The sequence below is a fragment of the Croceivirga radicis genome (genome assembly GCF_002072105.2).
Lineage (GTDB): Bacteria > Bacteroidota > Bacteroidia > Flavobacteriales > Flavobacteriaceae > Croceivirga > Croceivirga radicis.
In genome coordinates this window covers 331,417-348,186 of the sequence record NZ_MTBC01000002.1, presented here as the reverse complement: position 1 = coordinate 348,186, position 16,770 = coordinate 331,417, and the positions used below count along the sequence as shown (strand labels likewise).

General features: G+C 39.7%; 14 protein-coding genes, 1 pseudogene and 1 riboswitch. All 15 genes and pseudogenes read right to left on the bottom strand.

Annotated features, from left to right (window positions below; all coding sequences use genetic code 11):
• Position 1 precedes the first annotated feature (1 nt).
• The 15 genes and pseudogenes from BUL40_RS04410 to BUL40_RS04340 all read right to left on the bottom strand — a co-directional run bounded on the left by BUL40_RS04410 (position 2) and on the right by BUL40_RS04340 (position 16,759).
• The gene (locus BUL40_RS04410; protein ID WP_080318224.1) at positions 2-1,045 is read right to left on the bottom strand and encodes a serine hydrolase domain-containing protein; all 1,044 of its coding nucleotides are present in this window, start codon (positions 1,043-1,045) and stop codon (positions 2-4) included.
• 1 nt (position 1,046) lies between these two features.
• Complete coding sequence (locus tag BUL40_RS04405; RefSeq protein ID WP_317044006.1) at positions 1,047-1,817, bottom strand: head GIN domain-containing protein; 771 nt, start codon at positions 1,815-1,817, stop codon at positions 1,047-1,049.
• Between the two features lie 6 nt (positions 1,818-1,823).
• Positions 1,824-2,924 (bottom strand): acyloxyacyl hydrolase, encoded by a 1,101-nt coding sequence (locus BUL40_RS04400; RefSeq protein WP_080318223.1) that lies wholly within the window; start codon positions 2,922-2,924, stop codon positions 1,824-1,826.
• 63 nt (positions 2,925-2,987) lie between these two features.
• Positions 2,988-3,941: a methylenetetrahydrofolate reductase [NAD(P)H] gene (gene metF / locus BUL40_RS04395; protein WP_010519095.1), complete on the bottom strand. Its 954-nt coding sequence runs from the start codon at positions 3,939-3,941 to the stop codon at positions 2,988-2,990.
• A gap of 108 nt (positions 3,942-4,049) precedes the next feature.
• Positions 4,050-6,740 (bottom strand): annotated as a pseudogene (gene metH, locus BUL40_RS04390) (methionine synthase); the annotation flags it as partial.
• Positions 6,741-6,761: 21 nt separating this feature from the next.
• A complete protein-coding gene (locus tag BUL40_RS04385) occupies positions 6,762-7,763 on the bottom strand; it encodes a homocysteine S-methyltransferase family protein (RefSeq protein WP_080318221.1) in 1,002 nt (333 codons plus the stop codon).
• Positions 7,764-7,891: 128 nt separating this feature from the next.
• Positions 7,892-8,001, bottom strand: a riboswitch (SAM riboswitch).
• Between the two features lie 128 nt (positions 8,002-8,129).
• Entirely contained in the window at positions 8,130-9,191 is a 1,062-nt protein-coding gene (locus tag BUL40_RS04380) for an NAD(P)/FAD-dependent oxidoreductase (RefSeq protein WP_080318220.1), read from the bottom strand.
• Positions 9,192-9,290: 99 nt separating this feature from the next.
• Positions 9,291-9,869: a precorrin-2 dehydrogenase/sirohydrochlorin ferrochelatase family protein gene (locus BUL40_RS04375; protein ID WP_080318219.1), complete on the bottom strand. Its 579-nt coding sequence runs from the start codon at positions 9,867-9,869 to the stop codon at positions 9,291-9,293.
• Positions 9,869-10,678: a uroporphyrinogen-III C-methyltransferase gene (gene cobA, locus BUL40_RS04370; protein ID WP_080318218.1), complete on the bottom strand. Its 810-nt coding sequence runs from the start codon at positions 10,676-10,678 to the stop codon at positions 9,869-9,871. The genes BUL40_RS04375 and cobA overlap by 1 nt, the downstream gene beginning before the upstream one ends.
• A gap of 3 nt (positions 10,679-10,681) precedes the next feature.
• Entirely contained in the window at positions 10,682-12,772 is a 2,091-nt protein-coding gene (locus BUL40_RS04365) for a HEPN domain-containing protein (protein WP_080318217.1), read from the bottom strand.
• Between the two features lie 199 nt (positions 12,773-12,971).
• Positions 12,972-14,219 carry a sulfate adenylyltransferase subunit 1 gene (locus tag BUL40_RS04360; protein WP_080318216.1) on the bottom strand — a complete coding sequence of 416 codons (1,248 nt, stop codon included), beginning with the start codon at positions 14,217-14,219 and terminating at the stop codon, positions 12,972-12,974.
• 82 nt (positions 14,220-14,301) lie between these two features.
• Positions 14,302-15,258 carry a sulfate adenylyltransferase subunit CysD gene (gene cysD / locus BUL40_RS04355; protein WP_010519086.1) on the bottom strand — a complete coding sequence of 319 codons (957 nt, stop codon included), beginning with the start codon at positions 15,256-15,258 and terminating at the stop codon, positions 14,302-14,304.
• A 44-nt stretch (positions 15,259-15,302) separates the two neighbouring features.
• On the bottom strand, positions 15,303-15,920 hold the full coding sequence (locus BUL40_RS04350) for a phosphoadenosine phosphosulfate reductase domain-containing protein (protein WP_010519085.1): 618 nt from the start codon (positions 15,918-15,920) through the stop codon (positions 15,303-15,305).
• Between the two features lie 6 nt (positions 15,921-15,926).
• Entirely contained in the window at positions 15,927-16,193 is a 267-nt protein-coding gene (locus tag BUL40_RS04345; protein ID WP_010519084.1) for a DUF2061 domain-containing protein, read from the bottom strand.
• 158 nt (positions 16,194-16,351) lie between these two features.
• On the bottom strand, positions 16,352-16,759 hold the full coding sequence (locus tag BUL40_RS04340; protein WP_010519083.1) for an RrF2 family transcriptional regulator: 408 nt from the start codon (positions 16,757-16,759) through the stop codon (positions 16,352-16,354).
• Positions 16,760-16,770 lie beyond the last annotated feature (11 nt).

The following is a 16,770-nucleotide window of genomic DNA, read 5'->3' as shown; positions in this document are numbered from 1 at the left end:
ATTAGGCTATTTTGGTCAAAATATCATCCCAAAACGGTTGCACCTTGGGGTCTGTACAATTGGTAAGTAAAACCGCGACCAGTTGCTGTTCTGGGTAAACGAATAAATTGGAATAAGCGCCAACACTGTTGCCAATATGGCCAACATATTTTCTACCTAAAATATCTTGACTTACCTGAAAACCTAATCCGTAATACGTGCTTTTACCATTTACCTCTTGGGCGGTCAGCAACTCTTTATACGTTTCTGGCTTCAATAAGATTTGCTGCAGCAGCTCCTGTCCCAATTTGGCAATATCCGCACTCGTAGACAAATAACCACCTCCAGCCAGTTTATAATAATTATCCACCTCACTTGCCGCTCTGAAACTCAATCCGCATCGTGTAAAAAACGGCACAGTATCTACCACCCTTCTTGGAGATTTAGTTTGATGCATTTCTAACGGAGTTAGAATTTCTTTACTTACATAATCTTCAAAAGGCATTTTTGCAGCATTTTGTAGCGCTATAGCGAGTAAAACAAAATCTAAACTGTTGTACAAATACCCCTTCCCAGGTTCAAAGACTAAGGGGTCGTCTTTAAAAAAAGTAATACTCTCTGCTATCTCCCATGGCTTGTTCCAAGCATATTCCTTACCCTTGTAACTACGTATTCCCGCGGTGTGACTTGCTAATTGTCTGAGCGTAAAGTCATATTTTTTTTTAGGATAATCAGGCACATGCTTGTAAAAAGAATCGTCCCAAGAAACCAAGCCTTGCTCTACCATTTTACCAAATGCCAATCCCGTTATACATTTAGAAATACTAGCAATTCTAAACATCGAATGCTCGGGCTCAATGGCTTCTTGCTGCAGGCTGTTATTGGCATAGCCTTTCTGTAAATAAACTTTTCCTTCTTTGAGTATGGTAACAGAAATACTCGGCACTTTATTTTCTAAAACCAAATTGCCTAAAGCGGAATTTACATAGGATTTCCCTTCCAAGTTGGCCAGTGACACTGGTTTTTTACGGTTAAAAATGCCAAAAAGGGTATTCCACCAAGCCATACTAGTCTTTAAAAATAAGTTTTCCCCTAAATTCTTCTGTTACCCTAACCGTTTCTGGCCTATTAAAACTTAGTACATCTCCATAGCCTCTAATAACCCCTATTAGGCGTTCTTGCGGATTTACCAAAATGTCATTGGAACCCCTATGGTTTAGATTTACATTGGTAGTTATAAGTTCTTGCGCTTCAATACGCGTATCTCCAGCGGCAATAGTTATATCAAGGTTGGTAGAATTGCCTTTAAGATTGAAGTATGCTATTCCGTTTACCACTATAGACACGGTTGTGGTATTTAAATCGAGTTCAAAAGAACCATCTGTGGTTTCCGTATCTGGATTAATAAAACTTTCCGAGACCAAGCGAAGCGTAGGATAACTTAATACGCCATCACTAGAAATGGTAAGCCCGGTGCTGCTTCGTATTTCCTCTATATTGGGCGCTGTAACATATACCGTAGACAACGCATAATCCCGAAGCAGGTTACAGCCATTTTCATTCTGTACAATTAAACGCCCCTCTTCAACTTCCGCAGAAATTTCATTTAAAAGATATTCCCCTGATTCTATGACAACCTTCTGTTCTGGCCCTTGTTTAAGTACTAAGTTCAGTTGCTCAAATACAGTTATCTTGGTAAAGTTGGGCAAAGCAACTTCAACCTGTTGCAAATCGCCTGCATTTTGAAAACAATCCGAAGCATCTTCTGAATTACAACCTAGAAAGAAAAGCGCCATCGCACTATAAAAAACTACTATTAATTTTCTTCTCTGCATCATCCTAAATTATAATCGTACTCCAATACCAAATTCCAACGCCTCTGCGGCCGCACCATGAGATTTTAAGGTAACTGCACCAAAAACCTTATTGCCAAAGTAACGTTTTAAACCTACTCTATTGTAGACTTTACCTTCAAAATCAAAAGGATAGTACACATAATAGCCTAATTGGGTAACCACACTTAGTTTGTTTACAAACAGCTCATGCCCCAGAAATAATCCTACACGTTTGTAATCATCATCTACCTGAACATCCATTTCTGGAAAAGAAGTTGCTTGAAACGCAATAAGTTCCTTTAAAAAATTAGAAAAGAAAGCATCTGCCCCAAATTGAATAGCGCTTTTTCTTCCCAGACGTTTGTCTGCATATGCAGATGCAATTATAAAACCATACTGGCCACTATTTACCACATCGCTCTCATTAACGCCGCCACGCAAAACCAAATTCAACTTAATTGGCTCCGTATATTTTGGTTCCTTATCATACGTGATGAAATCTGGTCTATCTTCCGCATTTAAATCGTACGTAACACCCAAATTGAACGCAAAAGTATTGGTAGAGGTGTTGGGTGCCTTAAAATTAGCATTGGAATAATGGATTAAAGACAAACCCGCCTTAACACCAAAACGGTCAATAAGTCGCTCCTTGTTGTAATTAAGCATTACCATTGTAGAACTCAATAAATGAGAACCGTATGCATTGTTCCTAAAGTTATTGGCTTTATCGTACGGATTGGTATTGTAGCTAATGCCTTGTGCTACTCTAAACTGTAAATTTCGTTTAAGGAAATAGAAATTGTAATGCGCATAGAGCCCAAAATGCTCTCCTAGAGTAGCACTGTTCATATCTTGATACACAAAGGTGAAACCCGTATCTGGATAACCAAAATCTGCTTCCCACTTTTGTTTGCCAAAGCGTTTTCTATTAAATCCTAAAATAACACCGCCCGGATGGTTGGTAATTAAGTGCGAAATATCTGTGTTGTGTAATAGTACAGAACCATAAAACTGATTGGCCTCTAGTACAAAATGTGGAGCATCTTGTTTTTGCTGTGCCATTGCGCATAATGGCAAAACCAAGAAAAAAAGTATCCAAGCTTTTTTCATAAGCCCCCAAAGGTATTTAATACTAGGGCAATCTACCAAAGATATGCACAAGGGTTATGTTAATTAAAACAAGGCGGCCGCAATAGCCTTAATATTGCTAGATTTACCCATAGAGTAATAATGCAATACAGGAACGCCAGCATCTTTTAATTCTTTAGATTGCTGTATGGCCCATTCTATACCCACTTGCCTTACCGCTTTGTTATCTGGGCAAGCCTCTACCGCATCTATTAAATCTTCTGGTAAATTTACCCAGAACACTTGTGGCAACAAACGCAAATGCTTTTGAACGGCCAATGGCTTTATACCTGGTATTATGGGAATGGTAATACCCATAGCCCTTGCGGCATCTACAAATTCAAAATACTTTTTATTATCAAAAAACATTTGGGTTACCACATAGTCTGCCCCTGCATCTACCTTTTCTTTTAATCGTTTTAAATCATTTTGAAGACTTGGCGCCTCCAAATGTTTTTCTGGATAACCCGCCACACCAATACAGAAATTTGGTGTATGCTCCATCTTTAATTCGTCAATTAAATACTTACCTTGGTTTAGAGCTGCAATTTGTTCTACCAAACCTTTGGCATAGCTATGCCCACCTTCACAAGGACTAAAATATTGCTCTCCTTTCATGGCATCCCCACGTAGCGCCATAACATTGTCTATCCCCAAATATTGGCAATCTACCAACATATATTCCGTCTCCTCTTTGGTAAAACCGCCACATAATACATGGGGCACGGTATCTACATTGTATTTGTATTGTAAAGACGCACAGATACCAACGGTACCTGGACGCATACGTGTAACCTTTTTCTCCAAGAGGCCATTTTTTTCTATGTAAACGTACTCTTCCCTTGAGGTAGTAACGTCTATAAATGGAGGTTTAAACTCCATTAACGGGTCTATATTATCATACAAATCTTGTATGTTTTTCCCTTTTACCGGAGGTACAATTTCAAAACTGAATAACGTTTCTCCTTTGGCGTTTGCTATGTGTTCGGTTACCTTCATAAGCCTCTCCCCTTGCCCTTTCAGAACGAAATAGGGCTTTTATGGGGACCATATTTAGTTGTTAGTTTTCAAACTTTAATCGCTATAATCAATATTACCCTTGGCGGGTTAAGGAGCTTCTGCAATATTAGGTGCCAACCATCTTTCTGCAACTTCCTTTTCTATACCTTTTCGATTGGCAAAATCGTACACTTGATCTTCTTTTATCTTTCCTAACCCAAAGTATTTTGCCTCTGGATGCGCAAAATAATAGCCACTTACACTGGCTGCAGGCCACATGGCCAAACTATCTGTTAATTCTACACCAATAGTTTCTTTTACCTGCATCAATTCCCATATGGTTAGCTTCTCTAAATGATCTGGACAGGCAGGGTAACCCGGTGCAGGGCGTATACCACGATAACTTTCTTTGATTAGTTCCGTATTGTCTAAATTCTCGGCTTTGGCGTAACCCCAATACTTGGTACGCACCTCTTTGTGCAAATATTCTGCAAATGCCTCTGCCAAACGGTCTGCTAATGCCTTGACCATTATACTCGAATAGTCGTCATGTGCAGCCTCATACTTTTCTGCTAATTCTTTGGTTCCAAACCCTGCCGAAACACAGAAACAGCCAATATAATCTTGTAATCCACTTTCCTTGGGTGCAATAAAATCTGCTAACGCGATATTTGGCACTCCATCTCGTTTTTTGGTTTGCTGCCTTAGTGTTCTAAAAACAGTGGTTTCATTACCTGGTACGCCCAATTCAATGTCATCATCGTTTATCTGATTGGCAGGAAACAATCCAAAAGTGGCTTTTCCCTTGAGCAATTCTTGTTCTAATATTTCTACGAGCATTTTCTGCGCATCTGAAAACAATTCTGTTGCTTGTGCACCAACCACTTTATCTTCTAAAATGTCTGGATATTTACCATGTAAATCCCAGCTTCTAAAAAACGGTGTCCAGTCTATAAAGTCTACCAGCTCTCGCAAATCAAAATCCTCTAAAACCGTAGTTCCTAAAACCTTTGGCTCTACAATGTCTTCTGGCTTAAAATCGATTTTTAGTTTATTAGCTCTAGCCTGTTCCAAAGTCAGATATTCTTTATGCTTGGAACGATTTAAAAACTTTTCCCTAAAGCTCTCGTAATCTAGCTTTACCGACTTTTTATAAGTATCTGAAGATTCTTTTTGAAGTAAATCGCCCACCACGGTTACCGCTCTAGATGCATCATTTACATGCACAACGGCATGTTTATACACCGGGTCTATTTTAACCGCGGTATGTGCTTTACTGGTGGTTGCCCCACCTATCAATAAGGGCACATTAAAGTTTTGACGCTCCATTTCTTTGGCCAAGAAAACCATCTCATCCAAAGAAGGCGTAATTAATCCGCTAAGACCAATAACATCTACCTGTTCTTCTATAGCACGGTTTATAATTACCTCTGGCGGTACCATCACTCCTAAATCTACAATCTCATAATTGTTACAAGCCAATACCACTGATACGATATTTTTACCAATATCGTGCACATCGCCTTTTACCGTGGCCATAAGCACCTTTCCGTTTGCCCCCGTAGATTTGTCTTTAGACGCTTCAATGTAAGGTGTAAGGTAGGCAACCGCTTTTTTCATTACACGAGCAGATTTTACCACCTGTGGCAAAAACATTTTACCGCTTCCGAACAAGTCGCCCACCACATTCATACCGGTCATTAAATTGCCTTCAATAACGTGCAATGGTTTTGCTGCCTGTTGTCTGGCCTCTTCTACATCTTCAATTATATATTGGTCAATACCTTTTACCAAGGCTCTGGTAATACGGTCTTGCAATGGCTCTTCTCGCCACGATAAATCTACCGTGCTTTCTTTGGTTTTTCCTTGAAAGGTTTCAGCAAACTCCAATAACCGCTCTGTAGCATCATCCCTTCTATCTAAAATCACATCCTCAACGTGTTCTAAAAGGTCTTTAGGGATATCATCATAAACCTCTAACATAGTTGGGTTTACAATACCTATATTCATCCCTGCCTTGATAGCATGGTACAAAAACACAGAATGCATGGCTTCCCTAACGGGATTATTACCCCTAAACGAGAAGGAAACGTTACTTACCCCACCGCTTACACTACAATACGGCAAGTTTTGGCGCACCCAACGGGTAGCCTCGATAAAATCGATTGCGTTTTTTCGGTGTTCTTCCATTCCCGTGGCTACAGGAAAAATGTTTAAATCGAAAATGATGTCTTCTGGAGCAAATTTTACTTTATCTACCAAAATTCGGTACGAACGTTCTGCTATTTCTATTCGTCTTTGATACGTATCTGCCTGCCCAACCTCATCAAATGCCATGACAATCACGGCCGCACCGTATCTCTTAATCAATTTGGCGTGGTGTATGAACTCTGCCTCCCCTTCTTTTAAGCTAATGGAATTAACGACACATTTACCTTGCACCACTTGCAAACCGGCCTCTATAATTTCCCATTTAGAACTATCTATCATTATAGGCACACGGGCAATATCTGGCTCGGCGATTATTAAATTCAGGTACTTTACCATGGCAGCCTTACCATCAATAAGACCGTCATCCATGTTAATATCTATTATCTGTGCGCCTCCTTCTACCTGATGCCTGGCAACATCCAAAGCTTCTTCGAACTTTTCTTCTTTTATTAAACGCAAAAAACGCTTAGAACCCGCCACATTGGTACGCTCCCCTACATTTATAAAGTTACTTTCTGGGGTTATGACCAAGGGTTCTAGGCCTGATAATCGTAGTACACGTCGATTCTTACTCATTCTTCGTTGTTCCTTTTCGAACTTGTTCTTGGATTAAATGCTAGCAAAAGCAATTGGTCGAGGTTTATAATTTTTCACTAAATCAGCAATAGCCTTTATATGCTCCGGTGTTGTTCCACAGCATCCACCCACAATATTCACTAAGTTTTTATCTAAATATTCTTTTATTTGTGCGGCCATTTCTTCTGGCGTTTCATCATACTCACCAAAAGCATTTGGTAGACCAGCATTAGGGTGTGCAGAGGTGAAAAATTCTGACTTTGCGGAAATTACCTCTAAATGGGGCGTTAATTGCTTAGCACCCAAAGCACAATTAAAACCTACACTTAGTATGGGTAAATGCGAAATTGAAATCAAAAATGCTTCCGCGGTTTGTCCAGATAAGGTTCTACCAGAAGCATCTGTAATAGTACCGCTGACCATGATGGGTACTTCTATGTTGCGCTCTTCTTTTACCTCTTCTATGGCAAAAAGCGCTGCTTTGGCATTTAGGGTATCAAATATGGTTTCTACCAAAAGTAAATCCGCACCACCATCTAACAATGCCTCTACTTGTTGTTTGTATGCCACGCGCAACTCATCAAAAGAAATAGCTCTAAATCCAGGGTCGTTAACATCTGGGCTCATACTGGCCGTTTTGTTGGTTGGACCAATACTACCAGCCACAAACCTTGGCTTTTGTGGCTCTTTGGCAGTAAATTCTTCCGCAACACGCTTGGCTATTTTGGCCGATTCATAATTAAGTTCGTACACCAAATCTTGCATGCCGTAATCTTCCATAGCAATGGTAGTGCCAGAAAAAGTATTGGTTTCTACAATATCCGCACCAGCGGCGAAATACTTGGCATGTACTGTGGCAATAGCTTCGGGCTGGGTTATGGATAATAAATCGTTATTTCCTTGTAAAGGACTTGGCCAGTCTTTAAAACGTTCTCCCCTAAAATCCTCTTCGGTAAACTTATAGCGTTGTAACATGGTACCCATAGCACCATCCAAAACTAATATGCGCTCCTTTAAAACTTCTTCAATCTTCATAACTACAAAGGTCACCAATATTGGCGACGTATTATTTTAGTAGGTTAGCAAAGTTACAAGGGTACACAAAAGACTGTTGTTTTTGTTATCCTTCTTCATAAAGGCTTTAACGATTTTCAACAGAGTTGAATCTATCTAAATATGAAGTAGAATGTAGCACCTTCATTGCTTATACTAGTTAAAGCAAGGGTTGCTAAGGTTTCAACGGGTCTATTCCCTCCACCTTTCTTGATAACCTACATTATTTTTAATGAACTGCGTGCAAAGAAAAGGCCCTTACGGATTAAATACAAAAAAACCGTTTCTTTTATCACAAAAAAGCCTCCCTTGGTAAGGAGGCTCGCTAACTCAAACTCATCTAAGATTTTAGACGATACTTTGCACCACCTCTTTTTTGGCTTCTTTCTTGGATCCATCAAATCCTTCTACCCCGCCAACCGTGGTATACTTCATTACAAATCGTTTATCCGGATTTATAATTTGATAGGCATATTGACACATTACCGCTGCTTCATGAAAGCCCGATAAGATTAGTTTAAGTTTACCTTCGTACGTATTTACATCACCAATGGCAAACACACCCGGTATATTGGTCTGGTAATCTTTGGCATTGTTCACTTTAATAGCGTTCTTTTCTATCTCTAAGCCCCAACTACCTATAGGTCCTAATTTAGGAGACAGACCAAACAACGGAATAAAATAATCGGTTTCTACATACTTGGGCTCCACACCTTCTTCTGTAGATTTAACAACTACCGCTTCTAAAGTATCCGCACCATGCAGTTCTTTCACCTCTGCCTTGGTGTGTAACTTAATTTTACCAACCTGCGCTAATTCTCTCGCTTTCTCAACGGAGTCTAAAGCGCCACGGAATTCGTTTCTACGGTGTACCAAATGTACCTCTGAGGCTACATCTGCCAAGAAAATAGACCAATCTAGGGCAGAATCTCCACCTCCAGCAATTACCACTTTTTTATCGCGATACACTTCTGGGTCTTTTATCATGTATTCCACACCTTTGGTTTCATAGATATCCAAATTTGGAATTTGCGGCTTTCTTGGCTCAAAAGAACCCAAACCACCAGCAATTACCACCACTGGCGCATGGTGTTGCGTTCCTAAGTTAGTAGTAACAATAAAAGAACCGTCTTCTTGCTTGTCTAAAGTCTCTGCACGTTCCCCTAAGGTAAATCCTGGCTCAAAAGGTTTTATTTGCTCCATTAAGCGATCTACCAAATCACCCGCTAAAATTTCTGGATAAGCAGGAATATCATAAATAGGTTTTTTAGGATAAATCTCCGAACATTGCCCACCCGGTTGTGGCAATGCATCTATAATATGGCATTTGAGTTTTAACAATCCTGCTTCAAAAACAGTGAACAATCCTGTTGGTCCTGCACCAATAATAAGTATATCCGTCTTTATCATGTTATCTACTTTTGTGGTTCCGCTAGCGCGGGAATTTCAATCTATTTTAATTTTCTTTTTCTAATTCTTTTTCTTTTACCGCCATTACGTACGGCCCTTTTATTTTTTGTTGACCAGCTTCTCCGTAATCTGATTCATCTGGTCTACTTTCTCTTCAAAATCACCCTTAATGGTTTTTCTATACTCATTTAGGTTCTTTACCATTTGGTCTATGTCTTCTGGAATTACCTCCTCAAAAAACTGACGTAAGCGTTTTGCGGTGGTAGGCGACTTTCCATTGGTAGAAATAGCAACTTTTACGTTCCCTTTGGTAACAATACCGCCCATGTAGAAATCGCACAATGGTGGGTTGTCCGCTACATTCACCAATTTACTTTGAGCCCTGCAATCGTTATACACCTGTATATTCACTTCAGGTACATCTGTAGTTGCCACCACCATATGTTTACCTTCCAAATATTTAGGATGATAAACATCGGTTATCATGGTCACATTAAATGCATTGGCCAATTCAGTAGTGGCTTCTCTAAACATTGGAGACACCATGATTACTTTTGCATCTGGACTAGACTTGGTTAAAAAATGTAACTTTTCTTCGGCTACAAATCCACCACCAATGATAAGCACTTCTAACTGCGAAGTTTTTAGAAAAATGGGATAAAGGTTATTGCGTTCCATTAGGCTTGTACGTTTTGTTCTTGTTGTACTGCTAAGATACGCGCTCTATGCGCCACCACATCTCCTATAATAATAATTGCAGGATTGGACAGCTGCTGCTCCTTTGCCTTGGACTCTATAGAAGCAACAGTGCCAATACCTATTTTTTCATCTTTTCTGGTACCATTTTGTATAATGGCAACTGGAGTTTCTGATTTACCTTCTTGTTGAAATAAAGCCATGATTTCGCCCAATTTGCTCATGCCCATTAAAATTACCACTGTTGCAGATGATTTTGCCGCTAGTGCTACATCTTTAGACAATTTATGCTCCTTGGTTGTACCCGTAATTACCCAAAAACTTTCTGCCGCGCCTCTTTTAGTTACTGGAATATTTTGATAGGCAGGAACGGATACCGAGGAAGAAATCCCAGGTACCATAGCCACCTCTAAACCAAAGCCAGCCGCATATTCCATCTCTTCGGCTCCACGACCAAATACAAATGGGTCGCCACCTTTAAGACGTACTACATGCTTTCCTTCTTGGCCACGTTGTACGATTAGCTCATTTATTTGTTCTTGCTGATAGCTGTAACAACCTTTGCGTTTCCCTACAAAAATTTGTTCTGCTTGCGGGGCGTACTCCAATAAATCAGGGTTCACTAGGGCATCAAACAGAACTACGTCCGCACTTTTTAAGGCTTTTATACCTTTAAGTGTAAAGAGGTCTGCGTCTCCTGGTCCGGCCCCTACCACAGTAAGCCTACCAGCGGTCCCAAATGGCCCTGAAAATGGAGTAGTGTTTGCTGTATGATTGTTACTATGGTTCATTTTTTAGGCTTCTTGTAATTCTAGATTTCTAAATGCTTCTAATTTGGCCAATACCTGCTTGGCATCTTCTAAATAACTTTTAGCAAATGTTTCGTTTGGCTCGTTTTGGTTTAATTGTAAAACCAAATCACTAAAACCACCTTCAAAATCTATTCTATTAGTTGCAACAAACAAGGCATCAAAATCTTTAATGATACTGTTGTGGGTATTCACCTTGGTCTTTTCTGATGTCAATAAGGCTTTTGCAGAATTAACCATAGACTGATAGCTATAGTAAATACTTGCCGCCCATTTACCTTGCTCTAGTGCTTCTGCAGCATTATCAATTTTTTCTTGGCTTTCAAAGAATAGCGTAGCTACCAAATCCACGATAACCCCTGCACATTCCCCTACACCAATCTCTTTTTTATATTTTTCTGTATTTCCCCAGTCTATAAAATCTTCTGCGGTAAGGTTATCTACATCTGTTAACTCTTTAAGAAAGTCGTAGAAGTACAGCTGACCTTTTTCCGCATAATACGCATCAAAAGATTTACCTTGTCCGTTAGCTTCATAATCATCTAAGATTAAGCGCAATGCCTGCGGCCCTCTTTTAGACGGCACTTTAACCACTTTATCTGCAAACGTTCCGTTACCATTACCGTGGTTGCCACCACCTAGCAATACCTGTAATGCCGGTGCCACTAATTTATCCTTGGTACGTACACTCATCCCCTGAAAGCCGATGTGTGCCATATTGTGTTGCCCACAGGCATTCATACATCCACTAATTTTAATTACCACATCTGGATTATTGATGTACGATGGGTATTCTGCTTTAATTACACGTTCTAGTTCTGCTGCAATCCCGGTACTACTGGCAATACCCAAATTACACGTATCCGTACCTGGGCAAGCCGTAATGTCCAAAGCTTTGTTATATCCTGCTTCTACAAAACCAAGTTTTTCTAACTCTTGATAGAAGTAAGGAACCAGCTCCTCCTTAACATAAGGAATTAAGATATTTTGACGTAGCGATAAGCGTAACTCACCCGCTGCATATTCTTTTACGAGATGCGCTAATTGTCTTGCTTTGTCCGTATAGAAATCGCCCAATAAAACTTTAATACCAATAGCAACATAGCCTTCTTGCTTTTGTGGAATTACGTTAGTGCTTTTCCACAACTCGTAGGCTAAAGTTTCTTTAATTTTTACCGTCGGAATTTTTGGCTGCGCGATGTTTACCTTTGGGTATGACTCAGCATCAATGGGGTAGGTTTGGTGTGGTACCGCTGTTTTTTCTTGCTCTAGTAATTCTTTAAAGGCATCTAAACCGATGTCTTTCAGCAAAAACTTCATTCTTGCCTTGGCCCTACTTTTACGCTCCCCGTATCTATCAAAAACGCGAATAACCTGTTCCATTAAAGGAATTATTTGGTCTGATGGCAAAAAGCTATACAATTCGTCTGCATGCCTTGGTTGGGAACCCAAACCGCCGGCCAACATCACCTTGAAACCTTTAACACCATTCTCAATTTTGGCTATGAAACCTAAATCATGCATGTAAGACAAGCCCGTATCTGCATCCGAAGCGGAAAAAGAAACTTTGAACTTACGCCCCATTTCTTGCCCAATAGGGTTTCTAAGAAAATACTGAAAAACAGCATGTGCATATGGCGAAACATCAAAAGGTTCTGCTAAATCTATCCCAGCAGTTTCGCTAGCGGTTACGTTACGTACCGTATTACCACAAGCTTCTCTAAGGGTAACATCGTCTTTTTCTAGCTGCGCCCACAATTCTGGGGTACGCTCTAAATCCACATAATGAATTTGAATGTCTTGTCTTGTGGTGATATGCAAACGGCCGGTAGAAAATTCGTCCGAAACATCACAGATACGTAGCAATTGGTTAGCAGTAACCTTGCCGTAAGGTAGTTTTATACGAATCATCTGCACGCCCGGCTGTCTTTGACCATATACCCCACGGGCCAATCTAAGACTACGGAAGCGCTCCTCGTCTACCTTACCTTCTTTAAATTGGCGAATCTTCTTCTCCAATTCAATGATATCCTTTTCTACTACTGGATTTTCTATTTCGGTTCTAAAACTTTGCATTGCCACACCCCGACCTCCCCCAAGGGAAGGAGCACTTTACGGTAATTTAAATTAAACTTTTACTATCCTCTTTAAACCTCTCTCTAAAGAGCGGAAAACTCACTTGAGGAAGTGGTATTTTAAATAATTTATATTTCCTATAGATTTTATAGGTTATTGGTCTAAAAAATTCTGGAACCTTACGCTCCAGAACTTCATTTTATTCTATAAAGCCAACACCAGCTGTGGCGTTAGACTGTGCATCTATCAATATAAAAGAACCGTTGGTTCTATGGTCTTTAAATGCATCGTAAAAGATAGGCTTGTTCAATTTAAAGCTCACTTTTGCAATATCATTCATACCCAAACTAGTCGCTTCCTCATCTATGCCCGTATAGTCTGGTTTAATTTTATGATGAATGGCATCTACTTTAGCCAACACCTTATTAACCCCATGCTGTACCACATATTTTTTACCTGGAGTAAGTTGATCAGAATCCATCCAAGATACCGTTGCGGTAAATTGCTTTTCTATCTGAGGCAAATCATCTGCCTTAACCAACATATCTCCTCTACTCACATTAATCTCATCTTCTAGCGTAATGGTTACCGAAGACCTCCTAGATGCCGTTTGGAACTTTTTATCGTGAAAATAAATTTCCTTGATTTTAGAACGCGTTTGTGAAGGTAAGGCAACCACCTCGTCCCCTACACTTAATTCGCCACCGTACACTTTACCGGCAAAACCACGAAAATCATGATAATCGTCTGTTTTAGGACGAATTACATATTGCACTGGAAAACGAGGCGTACCTGTATTGTAGATATCTTTTAAATCTAATTCTTCTAAATGCTGAAGCAATGTTTGCCCTTGGTACCAAGGCATGGCATCAGATTTGTTAACCACGTTATCTCCTTTTAATGCACTTACTGGAATAAAAGTGATGTTCTGGTCTTGGTAATCGCGCTTCGCCATTAATTCCTCAAAATCTGCTTTGATTGCGTTAAAGGTATCCTCTGCATAATCTACCAAGTCCATTTTATTGATAGCTACGATGACATCCTTAATACGAAGCATATTATTGATGAAAAAGTGTCTGTAGGTTTGCTCAATAACCCCTTTACGTGCATCAATCAAAATAATTGCCGCCTGCGAGGTAGAAGCACCGGTAACCATGTTCCGAGTATATTCTACGTGCCCTGGAGTATCTGCTATAATGTAACTCTTGGTTGGTGTAGAAAAATAAATATGGGCAACATCTATAGTTATACCTTGCTCACGCTCTGCCACCAAACCGTCCGTTGCCAAAGAAAAATCCAAATAGTCATAACCACGTTGCTTGCTGGTTTTTTCTATGGCTTCTAATTTATCCGTAGTCAAAGATTTAGTGTCATATAGCAAACGTCCTATCAAGGTACTTTTACCATCGTCTACACTCCCTGCTGTTGCTAATTTTAAAACTTTCAATTTCGTTTATCGTTGTTAGTTCATAGTTGTTGGTGGTATTCGTAAAAATGTAGCAACGAACAACCAACGGCCATCAACTAGATTAAAAATATCCTTGTTGTTTACGTTTCTCCATGGCGGCCTCAGAACGCTTATCATCTATACGGGCACCACGCTCAGAAATAGAGGATTCTCTAATTTCTGCCACTACTTTTGCTATAGTATCTGCATTGGATTCCACGGCGGCGGTACAAGACATATCTCCTACCGTTCTAAAGCGTACGGTACGTTCTTCTACCACCTCATCTTCTGCCCTAAACACAACATCATCTTCTGCGGACCAGATGAGTCCATCTCTCAAGAAAATTTTACGTTGGTGTGCAAAATAGATAGAAGGTATTTCTATTTGCTCTCTTTCTATATAGCTCCAAACATCTAGCTCTGTCCAGTTACTTATTGGAAACACACGTACGTTCTGCCCCAATTCTATTTGGCCATTCAACATATCGAACAATTCTGGACGTTGGTTCTTTTCATCCCATTGCCCAAAATCATCTCGCACAGAAAAAATACGCTCTTTAGCTCGTGCTTTTTCTTCGTCTCTACGAGCACCACCAATACACGCATCAAATTTAAACTCTTCAATAGCATCTAATAAAGTAGTGGTCTGCAGCATGTTTCTACTTGCATACTTACCCGTTTCTTCCTTTACCTTTCCTTGGTCTATGGAATCTTGTACGTTACGCACTATCAATTCCAAGCCCAATTCTTCTACCAACCTATCTCTAAATTCAATCGTTTCTGGAAAGTTATGCCCCGTATCTATGTGCATTAATGGGAACGGAATTTTTGCTGGCCAAAACGCTTTTTGCGCCAAGCGTACTAGAGTTATAGAGTCTTTACCTCCAGAAAATAACAGCACTGGTTTCTCAAACTGTGCTGCCACTTCCCTTATAATATAGATAGCTTCGTTTTCCAATGCATTCGCCACATCTCCTGTTGCGCCCAATACTTGCGAATCCGTTGCCGAAATTTCTTTTGTTACTGTGTCCAAGGTCATATTTTTATTTAACCAACATAGTTGGTGTTCTTTCTATTCATTTATTAGGTATGCAACCCACACTCACGGTTTTCTAACACCTTTGTAGGATCAAAATACTTATGTTCGTTCGGTAAATTGTGTTGTTTTAAATAAGCATCTAATTGAGCATCGCTATAGTTATAAAAAGGACTCACTTTTAAAACCCCATCTTTGCTTAAACTTAAAATATCTAAAGAATCCCTAAGTGCGGTTTGACCCTTTCTTAAGTTGGTAAACCACACATCTGGTTTATGCTCTGCCATCGCCCTTTGAAAAGGTTCTAGTTTTACTTGCTCCGTAAATAATTTATGTCTTGGGTCATCTATTTGCGGAATACCCATAACGGCATCTCTATGTGCCACGGTTTGTTTAGGCACATATAATTTTACGTTCAACTTTAAACGCTCAATTAATTCTTCTGCGTGCTTGTATGTGTTAGGTGTGTTATAACCTGTGTCGCACCAAATTACAGGAATATTAGGAGCCACGTCTGTTACAGCATGTAATATGGCTACCTCATATGGTCTAAAATTGGTGGTTAATACAGGTTTGTCTCCGTGCTGCAATGCCCACGCTATGATTTCTTGTGGCGGAATACCTTTTAATTGCGCATTCCATTTTGGTAATTGATCTTCTGACATAGCTTACTATTTTTTACCCCAACTTATGCTGTTCCAAATACGTTCGTGAAAAAAGTATAGTACCATTTTGGTTACCAACTCTATTAAACCAATAGAAAAGGCTAAGGTTAACGTACCGGTAACTATCCAAGAAATAATTACCGTATCTATGGTACCTACAATACGCCAGCTTATACTTTTAGCGATACTGCGCTTTGGACTCTCCGCATTTTTGTCCTTAGCATAGGTGCTTTTCTCTTTTTTGGAATCCACAACAAGTTGATCTGCAATCATAATCTTATTATCCTATCTATTTACTAGAGAATACAAACATAGGGTAATTTTTTAAACCAAAATGCAGAATAGGGTTAAATTTCACGTTTACCCTACTATTTTAGTAGATTATTAAAATTTTGGTGCTATTTTTAAGAAAATTTAAGGCGAAATCTACCTTATAACAAGTCTGCCAAGGTGTTATTTCTGTAAACATCCAAAGCACTATCCCTAACCTGAAGCATTAATTTATGTACGGAACAAGTAGCTTCATCTGGGCAATCATCACAAGATTCATAAAAATTTAAGCTTACACAGGGTACCATGGCAATAGGTCCTTCCAAGACCCGCATAACGGTGGTCATAGGTATGTCTTTGGGCTCTTTTATGAGATAATAGCCCCCGCCTTTTCCTTTTTTAGAACCCAAAAATCCATTACGCCTTAAAGACAATAGAATACTTTCTAAAAACTTTTGGGAAATATTCTCTTCTTTAGCAATTTCTGCAATTTGCACCGGGGTTTTACCCTCTTGTTGTGCCAGATAGGCCAACGCCTTTAATCCGTATTTGGTTTTCTTGGACAGCATAACACGAATAT

Coding starts and splice junctions, on each gene's coding strand:
- BUL40_RS04410 (WP_080318224.1), bottom strand. CDS start 1,045: ATGGCTTGGTGGAATACCCTTTTTGGCATTTTTAACCGTAAAAAACCA.
- BUL40_RS04405 (WP_317044006.1), bottom strand. CDS start 1,817: ATGATGCAGAGAAGAAAATTAATAGTAGTTTTTTATAGTGCGATGGCG.
- BUL40_RS04400 (WP_080318223.1), bottom strand. CDS start 2,924: ATGAAAAAAGCTTGGATACTTTTTTTCTTGGTTTTGCCATTATGCGCA.
- metF (WP_010519095.1), bottom strand. CDS start 3,941: ATGAAGGTAACCGAACACATAGCAAACGCCAAAGGAGAAACGTTATTC.
- BUL40_RS04385 (WP_080318221.1), bottom strand. CDS start 7,763: ATGAAGATTGAAGAAGTTTTAAAGGAGCGCATATTAGTTTTGGATGGT.
- BUL40_RS04380 (WP_080318220.1), bottom strand. CDS start 9,191: ATGATAAAGACGGATATACTTATTATTGGTGCAGGACCAACAGGATTG.
- BUL40_RS04375 (WP_080318219.1), bottom strand. CDS start 9,869: ATGGAACGCAATAACCTTTATCCCATTTTTCTAAAAACTTCGCAGTTA.
- cobA (WP_080318218.1), bottom strand. CDS start 10,678: ATGAACCATAGTAACAATCATACAGCAAACACTACTCCATTTTCAGGG.
- BUL40_RS04365 (WP_080318217.1), bottom strand. CDS start 12,772: ATGCAAAGTTTTAGAACCGAAATAGAAAATCCAGTAGTAGAAAAGGAT.
- cysD (WP_010519086.1), bottom strand. CDS start 15,258: ATGACCTTGGACACAGTAACAAAAGAAATTTCGGCAACGGATTCGCAA.
- BUL40_RS04350 (WP_010519085.1), bottom strand. CDS start 15,920: ATGTCAGAAGATCAATTACCAAAATGGAATGCGCAATTAAAAGGTATT.
- BUL40_RS04345 (WP_010519084.1), bottom strand. CDS start 16,193: ATGATTGCAGATCAACTTGTTGTGGATTCCAAAAAAGAGAAAAGCACC.
- BUL40_RS04340 (WP_010519083.1), bottom strand. CDS start 16,759: ATGCTGTCCAAGAAAACCAAATACGGATTAAAGGCGTTGGCCTATCTG.